We start from the raw sequence: 13942 nt of genomic DNA, 5'->3' as shown, positions 1-13942 counted from the left end.
AGTATAAATATAAAGTTATACTATTTTTGTTATTTCATTTCATACATAACTGATATATTTTGCACAAGTTTTAATGGTTTTGGAGTATAGTCAACTCTTGGCTTTTTGCTATCCATTCGTGAAGACGTTGATACTGAATAAGCTGAAACTTTAGCATTTGAATATTCTGCCATCGGTGCTGGTGCTGCTTCATACTTTACTTCCCAGGCCTGATCAATCCTGTCAATCATTTTTTGCTGAAATTCCACATCTTCACTCACAATAATCGGTGTTCCCAATTTCATTTTACTGGAACGCAAAATGCTTTCTGCCTTTTGTTTTGTCTGATTATAGGCATCTTTGTACATTTCTGACTCAATTCTGTCTTTATCTGACAAGTCAAAGTTAATTGAGCCGTTTATATTTATTCCATTATCATCTGCAATTGAAATTATAGTATTAAGCTCCTTTATATTTTTTGTCGTAAGCACAAACTCGTTTGTAACATAGTAGACATCTTTTCTTGAATTTTTGTTATCTGTTGTATAATTTTCTTTTATCGTATAATCACTCAAAATAATATCACTTTCAGGGATTCCAGCTGAAATCAGCTTTCTTCTTGAAGTATTAAGTTTGTTAAATACTTTATTTAAAGCTTGATCAACAGTTGTTCCGTTTTCATTTATGTTAAATGCAAATGTATTTTCATCAAAATTTTTCTGAATGCTTTGCAAATTATCCCCGTCTTCCAAGTCAATCAATGCTGAAATCTTGTTAAAATCAGTATTTTTTACCAGCATTGACATATTTACATCATAAGAAGTTGGCTTTTTATCAGTCTTTTTGATAGTTTTATTTGGAACAGTTTTCACATCCAGAATATCCTCATCATTCTGATATTCGCTCCCTTTCCTGTTATAAAATGCCTTTGTTTCCAAATTTTCAAGCGATATTTTCCTAGCTCTCAATTCACTTTTAAACTTCTCAATTTTTTTATTAACCTCATTAGTCGTCTGACTCAAGTTACTCCCCTTTTCCTCAATCTTAAAGTTAATCTTTGCTAAGTCTGGCATAACTTCCCTTTCTGCATTACCAGTAACACTTATCTTTCTGACAATATTCTCATTCGCACTAAACGAAAGTATGCTCACCAGTGAAAAAAGTGCAATTGCTATCTTTTTCATATTTCCCTCCATAATTTTTATTTATTATTTTTTAAAATTCCATATCTTTTATACAAGTATAACACACGTATATTAAAAGTAAATGAGGGTTTTTATTTTTATTTCAAAATATTTGAAATTACATTATAATTTAGATATAATTTTATTTTTTAAATTTCCTAAGAAATATAAAAAGCAATTTGTATTCCAGATTAAAATATTGTATAATAAAAATATAAAAAGAACACAAATAACTAATACATAAAATACAATAAATTTTTGCCATAAATATTTAAAATAAAAGGAGATGATATGAAATGTTTAAGAAAATTTTACTCACAATCATACTTGCAATGTCTGTCGTCGGATGTACTGCAGAAGATATAGCTATTTGGAAAGATTCAGATCGTAGAATGGCTGAAAAAGGTATAAGATGTTATAGAAGAAATGATGGTGTTGCCTACTGCGTAGACAAGTACGGAAACAGGACATACTAGCTATATGTAATAAAAGCAGGAGCTTCTCATACAGGGAATGCTTTCCTGCTTTTTTTGAGTAAATATTCTATTTCTATTCTGTCTGATACTATTTCCCATTTAAATAGTAAAAATCAGAAAATTCATGGAATTAACGCATTTTTTATAAGATTACATTATTATATAACCTTATGTAACTATTAAAACATACTTTAATTAAATTTAATTTAATGATTATGAATTAGCTATTAAATAACCTTATTATGAAAATCTTGTATGGATACTTAAAAATTAGATTTACAAAACTACCAAATTAATTTCATCTCTATTTTGCCTGTTACCTTTTTAACATCATTTAATTCTTCGTTATCTTGTATTAGATTAAATTCCATATTTGTATAAACTACGCTTTGTAATATGTCACATAAATTAATTTCTTCTAAGTAAGATTTCTTAAAAAATATAAAAGAAGAATTACAATCTAAAAAAATAAATTTATATCATTTTTTCAATATTTATGATATTATATAGAGTAAAGAATTAACAATAAAAATAACGAGGTGAAAAATGGCCACAAAATATAAATTTAATTATGGAAAATTTTTTAGAACTATTATTGTACTGCTTTGTTTAGTGGCATTAATAAGATTTGGTAAGGATGTTTTTGAACGTCACTTTTTTAACACTAGGCTTACAGTTATTCCTGATGTTATGAATCTTGACAAGAAGGATGCTGTAAAATATTTGAAAAAAGCTGGGTTAAAAGTCAAAGTTATTAATTCCAAGACAGAAAAAGTACCGCTGGATACGGTTTATAATCAGGATCCACGTCCAGGCAAGGAAGTAAAGGTAAACAGAGTTATAAGAATCTGGGTAAATAATGGGGAAGATGTAAAAGTCCCTAATATTATTGGATTGGAGCTACTTGAAGCAAGATCTCGGTTAAAAGGGCAAAATATTCAGATTGAAACGATTGACTATTATCCGTCTAATCAGAAATATAATACAATTTTGGGAGTTTATCCAAAACCAGGTACAAAACTTGAGATTAACCAAAAAATTTCAATACTGGTTTCTTCACAGCAAATGGTAGATCCGTCAGTTATGCCAAATATAACAGGACTTGATTTAAACGATGCGAGAGAACTGTTAAAACAAATTGGGCTTGATATTGGAAATATTTCACGTACAAGTGACCCAACATTGCCTGTAAATACAATTATTTCAACAAATCCTGCGGCTGGAACGAAGATTCAGAGAGGACAAAAGGTATCAATTGTATTGAATACTGGAGCTGCTCCGCAAAAACGTGAAAAATCAACAGAGGAAATTATCAATCAATCTCAGGAAGAAATAGATAATCAAGAAATAGAAAGAATTATCGACAACACCATTAACCAAATGGATCGGCAAGGTACCGAACAGCAAAACAATGGAAATTCACAGTCTTCGCCACGTAATGGTTCAAGAGGCGGCGGAAATAACCACGATTCTGGTGGCGATGAAGATAGCGACGAATAGTTAAAAGGATTAAAAATTTAGAAAGGAGATGGGAGTTATTTTGAATGTTATTTTGAAATTTCTCCCAAATATTTTATCAAAGGAAAAGTTATTAGAAAAATAAAAGGATTTTACTATGTTTTAGATGAAAATTCCAAAAATTTGAATGAAGAAAATATTTATGAATGCAAGTTACGTGGAACATTAAAAGTGAAAAATAATAAAATGAACTGTATTATCGGGGATATTGTAGAATTTGACGAAAAGGAAAAAGTTATTGAAAAAATTGAAAAAAGGGAAAACTTTTTATATCGTCCACTAATTGCAAACATTGATTTTATTGGTATTTTATTTGCAATAAAAAGTCCAAATTTTGATTTTACAAATTTTCAAAAAATGCTGTTAAACGCAAATTCTCAAAATATTCCAATTGTGCTAATATTATCAAAAATTGACTTGGTTTCAGAAGACGAGCTGAAAGAATTTTTTAATAAGTTTAGACAAATTTTTAAAGAAACAATTTCTATTTTCCCAATTTCAACTGAAACGAATACTGGAATTAAGGAATTACAGCAATATATAAATAAAAAATCAGTTGTAATTTCAGGACCATCGGGAGCTGGAAAATCCACGCTTATAAACACTCTAATTGGTAAAGAAGTACTAGTTACAAATGATGTCAGCCAGAAAACAAAAAAAGGGCGACATACAACAATAGAAAGCCGATTTTTTATGTCAGCACCACATTCGTACATAATAGACACTCCAGGATTTTCGACATTGGACTTTCCAAAACTGGAAGAAAAAAAGGAACTGGAAAAGTTATTTCCAGAATTTTTAGAATTTATTCCTAACTGCAAATTTCGAGACTGTATTCACGTAAACGAGCCAAACTGTGCAATAAAGGAAAATGTGGAAAATGGTAATATTTCGCAAGAACGATATGATTTTTATCTATATTCATTACAAAATATAAAATTTAATAAATAATTTAAAAATAAAAAAAGGAAAGAGTTGATTTTTATGATTAAAGAAAAAAGGACAATAATCGCACCTTCACTGCTTGCTGCAGATTTTAGCAAATTAAAAGAAGAAATTACGGAAGTGGAAAAACTAGGAGCAGAATATCTGCATTTAGATGTTATGGATGGAAATTTTGTACCAAATATCAGCTTTGGAGCTCCTGTTATTTCATCTTTACGAAAACATAGCAATCTTGTATTTGACGTTCACCTTATGGTAAACGAACCAGATTACTTAATAGAAGATTTTGCACAATTCTCAGACATAATCACAGTCCATGCTGAAGCTACAAAGCACTTAAACAGAACAATCCAGCTAATAAAATCTTTTGGAAAAAAAGTAGGAGTTGCATTAAATCCTTCTACTCCACTGGATGTTATAAAATATGATCTGGATAACATTGATATGGTGTTAATTATGACAGTAAATCCAGGATTTGGCGGGCAGAAGTTCATTCCTGAAATGCTTCAAAAAATAAAAGATTTGCGAAAAATTAACCAAAATATTGATATTGAAGTGGATGGAGGAATCAACGCTGAAACTGGAAAACTTGTAAAAGAAGCTGGAGCAAATGTGTTAGTTGCAGGTTCATATATTTTTAGCGGAAATTATAAAGAAAAAATTGAATCTTTAAAATAATAATTTTAAAAAATAAATAAAGTTATGAAAAAGTCAGAAATAAAGTAAGAAAGGAACAATTAAAATGTATGAAAAAATAGAAAATCTATTAGACAAATTCTATAAAACATATTATAAAATTGAAGAAATAAATTTAAATCAGGTAATTAAATGCTTGACTACATCTGAACTTCATATTATTGAAGCGATTGGGGAAAATGAAATTACAATGAATGAACTGTCTGACAAACTAGGCATTACAATGGGAACAGCCTCAGTCGCCGTAAACAAGCTGACTGACAAACAATTTCTGGAACGCTCCCGGTCGGATATTGACAGGCGTAAAGTTTTTGTAAGACTTACTTCAAAAGGAAAAGTTGCGTTAAACTATCATGGAGATTTTCACTCAAATATTCTTGAAAAAATTACAGATGATATTCCATCAAAGAAATTAGAAACATTTATCGAGGTTTTTGAAACAATTGTACAAAATCTGGATAAAGTCAAAAAGGATATTCAGCCTGAATCAATACTAAATTTTGAAAAAGACGATTTGGTTCAAGTTTCTTCAATAAAAGGAAGTGTTGCAATCAGAAAATATTTAAATGAAAAAGGTGTTATGATAAAATCACTAATAAAAATCATAAATATTGATAAATATTTGATAACTTTGCTCGTAGATGGGGATGAGAAGATACTAAATATTGAAGATGCAGAAAATATTATGGTTAGAAAAAATGCTCTTTAAAATTGTGAGAAAGGAGTGAAATATGCTTTATTTAGATGGAATTGGAATTTCATTTTTGATAAAAGAGATAAAAGAAAAAATATTACGATATAAATTGACAAAAATTTTTCAATATGATAGAGTTTCATTTTCACTTTTTTTTGGAAAGAATAACTTGATTTTTCAAGTAAAGGACAATTCAACAATTTTTTACTTAAAAGACGAAAAAGATCCAAATACTGATTTTCAATCAAAATTTTTGTTATCACTAAAAAAATATTTACAAAATTCAATTTTAATAAATATTCGTCAGGAAGGTTTTGATAGAATTGTATATTTTGACTTTGAGAAGTTAAATCAGTTTGGAGATGTGGAAAAATACACATTAATTATTGAAATTATGGGAAAAGCGAGCAATATTTTCTTAACTAGCAAAGATAAAATTCTCTCTGTGCTTTATTTTACTTCAATTGATGTTGGAAACCGTGTTATTATGACAGGTGCAAGATATACTTTGCCATTTGAGGAAAAAAAGATTTCGCCACTTTATCTGGAAGACGAAAATTTTCCATTTGAAACTGAAACTTTTATGGAAAAAATCGAAGGTGTCGGACGTGCCTTTGCACTGGAATGTTCTCAGGATTACCACACTTTTAAAAAATATTTATCCAGTTATAAGCCAGTAATGTATGAAATCATAAATCGTGGAAAAATCCAGAAAGTGCTAACTTACAACGAATTTTCTGAATTTAATCAAAAGGAAAATGCAACTTTAGAAAATGAAAGAAAATATTTTGAAACTTTAAATGAAGGTTTAAATGCTTATTTTAAAACAACTATTACTTCCAACGTTATTAGTGAAAAAAAGAAAAATCTACTAAAATACGTTGATTCACAAATAAAAAAATTCAAAAAAATTAAGAAAAATATAAAAGTTGACTTAAAAAAAAATGAAAATTTTGAAAAATATAAAAATATTGGAGATATTTTGGCAGCAAATATGCATCAGATAAAATATGGAATGAAAAAAATCACGGTTTTTGATTTTTATAATAATGAGGAAGTTACAATAAATATGGATCCGCTTTTGTCTCCAAATGATAATTTAAACTTTTATTACAATAAATATAATAAAGGAAAACGTACAATTTCAGCCTTAGATTCCAGATTTTTAGACATTCAAAATGAAATAAGATATTTTGAGGAAATAAAAATGTTTATCGAAAAAGAAAATGATTTTATTGGAATTGAAGAAATTGAAAACGAACTGAATTTAACAAATAATGGACATAAATCAAAAAATAAAATTAAATTGAATAAACCAAAAAAACGTGATTTATTGTCGTTTGACTACAAAGGCTTTCAAATCTTCGTTGGAAGAAACAACAAGGAAAATGAAGAAATATCCTTTTCAAAAGGACAGCCTAACGACATTTGGATGCACATAAAAGACATTCCTGGAAGCCATGTCCTTATTTTGCGAAACAATCAGAAAGTTCCAGAAGATGTTCTCCTGCACGCTGCAAACCTTGCCTGTGAATATTCTAAAGCAAAAAAAGGGGACAAAGTTACAGTCGACTACTGCGAACGAAAATTTCTAAAAAAAATAAAAAACAGTAAACCAGGAAACGTGGTTTATACAAACTTCCACTCTTTATTAATTGATGTTCAATAATTTTTTTCTAAACAAACTATATTGTTTGACTGACTAACAGAAAAAATGTCTTTCATACTTATTGACAAATATCAAAAACTGTTGTAAAATTAAGGTAGAGATATAATTAAGGAGGATAAATAAATGGCAAGTAAAACAGTTACTATGACAAATCCTACAGGATTACATACAAGACCAGGTGGAGTATTTGTTGCTAAAGCAAAAGAATTTGAAAGTTCAGTAGAAGTGGAAAACGAAGGAAAAAAAGTAAATGGAAAATCTTTATTGAAATTATTATCAATTGGAATTAAAAACGGTTCAGAAGTTACAGTTCATGCTGAAGGACCTGATGCTGATGAAGCAGTTGAAGTATTAGGAGAATTATTAGCAACTATCAGAGACTAATAAATTTGTAGTAATTAAGTAAAATAAAAATATTGTTTTTTATAGATTTGTTATAGAAAATATGTTTTATTGAACTAGAAAAAAAGACTTTCTTATTTTTAAGATTGTCTTTTTTTATTTATTTTCAGACTAACTATTCTGTGAATTTATATTTTGAACTGTTTTGTTTAATAATTGTTTTTTCTTATACTAAATCCTATTTAAATAACGAATTTATTACAAACTTCTCCAATAAAGGATAAAAAACTAGTATTTCAAAATAATTAAAATATAATTTTTTTGTTTTAATAAACCGACGGAGCTTTTATTTGTTCAACTGCGACTGTTTGACGACTGTAAGGAGGAGTTTCGGAGTTGGGCAAATAAAAGTCGTAGTCTAGCCATAGGTTGTAGGATTTGCGGCAATGAGCAATCCTACGAAAAGAAAAAATTAAAAAGTTAAATGATTAGGAATCAGTTTATGAATTAGCTATTGAACAACCAAATTTATTCTCATTTTTAAACAGAAGATAATATAATAATTATTTTTTATTAATTTTATACTCAAATCTATTTAAAATTAAACTACTAAAAATTATACAAATTTAAGGTTTGAGTCAAATAGTCATAACTTTTGAATTCAGTTTTAAAACAGTTTTATATAGAATTATTTTAAAATTTATAAAAAAAGCAGAAAAACTCCTAATTAATAAAAATTTTCCTGCTTAAATTATTTTTTAATTAATTACTATTATTTTTCGCTTCGTTTCTTTAATGCCGCTTTTATCCAGCCTGTAAACAATGGATGTGGACGATTTGGACGGCTTTTGAATTCTGGGTGGTATTGTGAGGCTATGAAGTATGGGTGATTTTTTATTTCGATTACTTCTACGTAATTTCCGTCTGGAGATAATCCTACGATATCCATTCCAGCTTTTTCAAATTCTTCTCTGAAAGCGTTATTAAATTCGTATCTATGTCTGTGTCTTTCAGCAATCTGAGTTCTTCCATAAACTCTTGCAGCTAAACTGTCGTCTTTTAATATACATGGATATGCCCCAAGACGCATTGTTCCTCCCATATCTTTCAAACCTTTTTGCTCTTCCATAAGGCTTATAATTGGATATAAAGTGTCCTTTTCAAATTCTGTTGAAGTAGCACCTTTATAGCCAAGCACATTTCTTGCAAATTCTACACACGCCATTTGCATTCCAAGACAGATTCCAAAAAATGGAATGTTATTTTCCCTTGCAAATTTAATCGCTTCAACTTTTCCATCTATTCCTCTGTCGCCAAATCCACCTGGCACTAAAATTCCGTCATAATCAGCCAGTTTTTTCACGTCAAATTCTCCAGCCTTAAAATAGTCAATTTCAACTTTTGTATCAAGATTAAACCCAGCATGCTCTATTGATTCATGAATACTTATGTAAGCATCCTTTAATTCGATATATTTTCCAACAACTGCTACTTTTACAAGCTTTTTAGGATTTTTGAATTTTTCCACCATTTTAGTCCATTCAATCAGTAATGGCTTTTCATTTTTTATTTTAAAATGTTTACAGATTACATCGGCAAGTCCTAATTTTTCCATAGTTAATGGTATTTCATAAAGGCTTTTTGCATCAAGTGATTCAATAACCGCCTCTTCATCAATATCACAGAAAAGAGAGATTTTTTTCTTAATATTTTCATCAACAGGATGTTCACTTCTCACTACAATCACATCTGGCGAGATTCCAAGTCCTTGAAGCATTTTTACGCTGTGCTGTGTAGGTTTAGTCTTAAGCTCCCCAGCTGCTTTCAAATACGGCAATAACGTTACATGAATGTAAGCAATATTCTCTCTTCCAACTTCTCTTTTCAACTGACGAATCGCTTCAATAAACGGATCACTTTCAATATCTCCAATTGTCCCTCCAATCTCAGTAATTACAATATCCGAATCATTTTCTTCAGCTGCTTTTATAACATTGTACTTAATTTCATCTGTCATGTGAGGCACAGTTTGTACAGTTCCTCCTAAAAATTCCCCACGACGCTCTTTCGCAATAATTTTTGACATAATTTTCCCAGTTGTCAAATTATTATACTTTGTCAGATTCTCATTGATAAATCTTTCATAATGCCCCAAATCCAAATCAGTTTCTGCTCCATCCTCTGTAACAAAAACTTCCCCATGCTGATAAGGGCTCATAGTTCCTGGATCCACATTTATATATGGATCAAACTTTTGAATTGTAACCTTATAGCCTCTTTCTTTAAGTAATCTCCCTAAAGAAGAAGCCACAATTCCTTTTCCAAGCGATGAAACAACTCCACCTGTAACAAATATATATTTTGTTGAATCATTATGTGTATTCATTTTTCCTCCTATTTTCTATTCCTATTTATTCAATTTTAAATATTTTTGGCATTTTTATAAAATATCACTTAATTTAGTAAGCTATTATTTTTTAAATTATTCTATTAAATCTCTTTTTTTCTGTTTTAGTTATTCTGATTAATACTAATCCACATTTAAATAACGAATTTATTATAAACTTTTCTAATAAAAGATATAAACCTAATATTTTCAAGTAATTTAAGATATAATTTTTATTTTTTAAATAGAGATTAGTATAAACTAATCCGTCGGAGCATTTTTCTGTGCTGGCAAAACTGTCTGAGCATAGCGAGTTTTTTGTCAGTGCAGAAAAATATCGTAGACTAGCCATAGGTTGTAGGATTTGCGGCAATGAGCAATCCTACAAAAATAAAAAAGAAAAAAGTTGAATGATTGTAAATTAACTATTGAACAACCCTATTGTAAAAATTTATTCTCCTTTTTAAACAATAACTATTTTTCTATTTATTTTTAAATAATCATGTTGTTTTTTCCACAAAAAAAGAGGAAAAAAAAAATTTTCACCTCTTTTAAACAAATCTTATTTATGTAAAACTCAAAAGGAATATCCCAAGTTTGAGAATAAACTTGAGATAATCCAAATTAATTTTCATTTTTTATTTGTTATTATCTTGCAGCTCCAGCTTTGTAAGCTCCATTTGATCCAAATACGTTTCTGATTTTATCTTTGTAGTATTCTTTCATGTAATCTTTTGCAGGTCCTACATATTTTCTAGGATCAAATTCTCCAGGATTTTTAGCGAATACTTCTCTGATTCCTGCTGTGAAAGCTAATCTTCCATCAGTATCTACGTTAATTTTAGCTACTGCTGATTTAGCGGCTTTTCTTAATTCTGAATCAGGGATACCAATTGCGTCTGCAATTTTTCCACCATATTGATTAATCATTTCAACAAATTGGTGTGGTACTGCTGATGAACCATGTAATACGATTGGGAATCCAGGTATTCTTTTTTCGATTTCTTCCAAGATATCCAATCTTAATTTAGGATCGTCTCCTGGTTTGAATTTGTGAGCTCCGTGAGAAGTTCCAATTGCGATTGCTAATGAATCAACTCCTGTTTTTGTTACGAAGTCTTCAACTTCATCAGGTTGAGTATAAACGTGTTCTGCTGCTACTACATCGTCTTCAATTCCAGCTAAAACTCCTAATTCAGCTTCAACTGTAACATCGTGTTGGTGAGCGAAATCAGCAACTTGTTTTGCTTCTGCAACGTTTTCATCGTAAGGGTGGTGAGATCCGTCATACATTACTGAAGAGAATCCGTATTCGATACAGTCTTTTGCTTCAGCGAAGTTTGGACCATGATCCAAGTGCAATGCTACTGGAATGTCTGATCCTGATGCTTCTACATAAGCTGTTGCAGCTTTTGCAAGCCAAGGTAACATTTCTTTACCAATATATTTTCTTGCACCTGTTGATACTTGAAGAATTACTGGTGATCCTTCTTCAACACACGCTTCGATAATTCCTTGTAATTGTTCCATGTTGTTAAAGTTAAAAGCAGGTACTGCGTAACCTTCTTTATTTGCTTTAGCAAACATTTCTTTAGTGTTGCTTAATCCTAAATCTTTAAAATGATATTTCATTTTACGCCTCCTAATATTTATTAATTAGATTAACTTCTTTAATTATATGTTACCAAATTTTTGTATAAAAATCAATAGAAAACAAAAAATAATAGTTAAAAATAAAATATTTTTTTAAATATATGCTTAAATACCACCAAAATAAAATTTTAAATTAAATTTTGGTATTGGTAACTTACTTCCTATTAATTTTAAAACTTTTTATAACAATGGTTGTCAATTTATTTTATTTTGATTTATCAATTCTTCCACTGTCATTCCTTTTCTAAGTACATTTTTATCTGTAAAGCCTGGAATTCCTTCAATTCTTCCACGTCTTGAAACTTGCCAGATTATCCACCTGCTATCTTCTTCTATTTTAGGAAAATATTTATAATCTGTAATCCAAATTTTATTTTCAGGAAATTCACCTTTTATATATGCATTATAAGTGTTATAATTTACATAAAAAATTACTCTCTTTTGATAGTGTTTTTCAAGTTTTTCAACCATATCTTTTAAATGCTTGATTACATCTGGTTTTTTATATTTTTTTGTAGATATTTCCAAATCAATCATTGGTGGTAAAGTTTTGTCAGAAGCTGGCACTTTGCTTATGTAAAAATCAGCTTGTGCTTCTCCACTGCTCGTCATTGTAAAAAAATGATATGCTCCCACTATAAAGCCATTCAATCTGGCATTATTCCAGTTATATAAAAAATCTGTATCAAGAAAATTTTGTCCTTCAGTTGCTTTCAAAATAATAAATTTGTATTTCTTATCTACACGAGTCCAGTTGACTTTTTCCTGATGATGTGAAATATCCAGCCCCTGAACTTTATATCCAGCTAATTCCGCCAAAATATCATTATGATACAAATACCCGTTAAATTCCAAAAACCCCGCTATCCCTCCAAAAATTATCATAATTGTCAAAAATTTTATAAATTTCGCCATATTTTCTCCATTCAGTCGTTTTTAATAACAAAATTGTTTTCAAAATTTTAATAATTTATTTCTATTATTGAATTATTGAATTTCATTTTTAAGTGGTTTTTTAACAGTTTATGAAAAAATCAGATTAATTTGATAGCTGGTTATAACGATTTTATTATTTTATAACTGTCATTCCACCCATATAAGACACTAGTACTTCTGGAACTTTTATAGTTCCATCATCTTGCTGGTAATTTTCCATAATTGCAAGCAATGTTCTTCCCACTGCAAGCCCCGATCCATTCAGAGTATGGACAAAATGGCTCTTTCCAGTTTCTTTTTCCCTGTATTTAATCATTGCACGTCTAGCTTGAAAGTCCTCTGTATTTGAGCAAGAAGAAATTTCCCTGTATTTTCCTTGGCTTGGTACCCAAACTTCCAAATCATAAGTTTTTGCCGCACTAAATCCTATATCTCCGCTGCAAAGTGCCAGCACTCTATATGGCAATTCGAGTTTTTGCAATATTTTTTCTGCACAGTTTACCATTTTTTCAAGTTCATCGTAAGAAGTTTCAGGTTTTACAATTTTTACCATTTCTACTTTGTTAAACTGATGCTGTCTTATAAGGCCTTTTAAATCACGCCCTCCAGAACCGGCTTCCTTTCTGAAGCAAGCTGTGTATCCACAGTAATATTTAGGCAATTCCTCTTCATCCAGAATTTCGCTGTTATGTAAATTTGTAAGTGTAACTTCTGCCGTTGGAATCAAATACATTTCATCGCCTTCAATTTTATAGGCATCATCAGCAAATTTTGGAAGCTGTCCTGTTCCCACCATCATTTCCCGTCTGACTAATTGTGGCGTAAAAATCTCTTCAAACCCATGTTCCCCAGTATGAACATCAATCATAAACGCAATCAACGCTCTTTCCAGTCTTGCCGCCGCATTTTTATAAACTGTAAATCTTGAACCGCCAAGTTTTGCCCCTCTTTCAAAATCCAAAATCCCTAATTCTACTCCTAGTTCATCATGTGATTTTATTTCAAAGTCAAATTCTCGTGGAGTTCCCCATTTTCTAACTTCTACATTATCATCCTCATCTTTTCCAACTGGAGTTGTATCACTTAATTTGTTTGGAATCGTATAAGCAAGTTCCAACTGCTTTTCATCAATTTCTGCCACCTTTTGGTCAAGTTCCTTAATTTTTGCACTGACAGTCTGCATTCTCGCAAGTAGTTCAGCAGGATCTTTTCCTTCCTGTTTATATTTTCCTATCAATGCACTTGATTCATTTCTTTCTTTCTTTAACATTTCCACTTCCTGAAGCAAATTTCTTCTATCTTCATCAAATTTCAGCAACGAATCCAAATCAAAGTCACTATTTCTATTTTTTAAATATTCTCTGACTTTATCAGCATTTTCCCTTATATATCTCATCTCTAGCATAACTCTATTTAATTCCTTTCTTAATTAATATATCTATTTAATTTGTTTTTTACTATTAG

13 protein-coding genes are annotated in these 13942 nt (G+C 29.8%); 8 read left to right on the top strand and 5 right to left on the bottom strand.

Annotated features, from left to right (window positions below):
* Positions 1-29: 29 nt before the first annotated feature.
* On the bottom strand, positions 30-1163 hold the full coding sequence (locus tag QU666_RS01705) for an SIMPL domain-containing protein (RefSeq protein WP_036069707.1): 1134 nt from the start codon (positions 1161-1163) through the stop codon (positions 30-32).
* A 332-nt stretch (positions 1164-1495) separates the two neighbouring features.
* Here QU666_RS01705 and QU666_RS01700 point away from each other — a divergent pair, with 332 nt between their 5' ends.
* From QU666_RS01700 to QU666_RS01670, 7 genes are all read left to right on the top strand, one after another.
* The gene (locus QU666_RS01700) at positions 1496-1639 is read left to right on the top strand and encodes a hypothetical protein (protein ID WP_369750575.1); all 144 of its coding nucleotides are present in this window, start codon (positions 1496-1498) and stop codon (positions 1637-1639) included.
* A gap of 546 nt (positions 1640-2185) precedes the next feature.
* Positions 2186-3139: a PASTA domain-containing protein gene (locus tag QU666_RS01695; protein ID WP_021768080.1), complete on the top strand. Its 954-nt coding sequence runs from the start codon at positions 2186-2188 to the stop codon at positions 3137-3139.
* Positions 3140-3196: 57 nt separating this feature from the next.
* On the top strand, positions 3197-4108 hold the full coding sequence (gene rsgA / locus QU666_RS01690; protein ID WP_232218388.1) for a ribosome small subunit-dependent GTPase A: 912 nt from the start codon (positions 3197-3199) through the stop codon (positions 4106-4108).
* 33 nt (positions 4109-4141) lie between these two features.
* Complete coding sequence (gene rpe, locus QU666_RS01685; RefSeq protein WP_021768078.1) at positions 4142-4780, top strand: ribulose-phosphate 3-epimerase; 639 nt, start codon at positions 4142-4144, stop codon at positions 4778-4780.
* Between the two features lie 64 nt (positions 4781-4844).
* Entirely contained in the window at positions 4845-5507 is a 663-nt protein-coding gene (locus QU666_RS01680; RefSeq protein WP_021768077.1) for a MarR family winged helix-turn-helix transcriptional regulator, read from the top strand.
* A gap of 22 nt (positions 5508-5529) precedes the next feature.
* A complete protein-coding gene (locus tag QU666_RS01675) occupies positions 5530-7161 on the top strand; it encodes an NFACT family protein (RefSeq protein ID WP_021768076.1) in 1632 nt (543 codons plus the stop codon).
* Positions 7162-7284: 123 nt separating this feature from the next.
* Positions 7285-7545 (top strand): HPr family phosphocarrier protein, encoded by a 261-nt coding sequence (locus QU666_RS01670; RefSeq protein WP_006805017.1) that lies wholly within the window; start codon positions 7285-7287, stop codon positions 7543-7545.
* A gap of 730 nt (positions 7546-8275) precedes the next feature.
* Here the strand turns inward: QU666_RS01670 and QU666_RS01665 are convergent.
* Positions 8276-9889 (bottom strand): CTP synthase, encoded by a 1614-nt coding sequence (locus QU666_RS01665; protein WP_021768075.1) that lies wholly within the window; start codon positions 9887-9889, stop codon positions 8276-8278.
* Positions 9890-10173: 284 nt separating this feature from the next.
* Here QU666_RS01665 and QU666_RS01660 point away from each other — a divergent pair, with 284 nt between their 5' ends.
* Entirely contained in the window at positions 10174-10299 is a 126-nt protein-coding gene (locus QU666_RS01660; protein ID WP_304984854.1) for a hypothetical protein, read from the top strand.
* A gap of 238 nt (positions 10300-10537) precedes the next feature.
* On the opposite strand, the gene QU666_RS01655 is transcribed toward QU666_RS01660, so the two are convergent.
* From QU666_RS01655 to serS, 3 genes are all read right to left on the bottom strand, one after another.
* Positions 10538-11521 (bottom strand): class II fructose-bisphosphate aldolase, encoded by a 984-nt coding sequence (locus QU666_RS01655; RefSeq protein ID WP_006805020.1) that lies wholly within the window; start codon positions 11519-11521, stop codon positions 10538-10540.
* 216 nt (positions 11522-11737) lie between these two features.
* Entirely contained in the window at positions 11738-12457 is a 720-nt protein-coding gene (locus QU666_RS01650; RefSeq protein WP_021768074.1) for a GH25 family lysozyme, read from the bottom strand.
* Positions 12458-12611: 154 nt separating this feature from the next.
* On the bottom strand, positions 12612-13883 hold the full coding sequence (gene serS, locus QU666_RS01645; RefSeq protein ID WP_021768073.1) for a serine--tRNA ligase: 1272 nt from the start codon (positions 13881-13883) through the stop codon (positions 12612-12614).
* Positions 13884-13942 lie beyond the last annotated feature (59 nt).

It is taken from the genome of Leptotrichia sp. HMT-225, from assembly GCF_030644325.1.
Classification (GTDB): domain Bacteria; phylum Fusobacteriota; class Fusobacteriia; order Fusobacteriales; family Leptotrichiaceae; genus Leptotrichia; species Leptotrichia massiliensis.
Note: the sequence above shows the minus strand (reverse complement) of the source record. Positions and strands in the feature narration are given on the sequence as shown.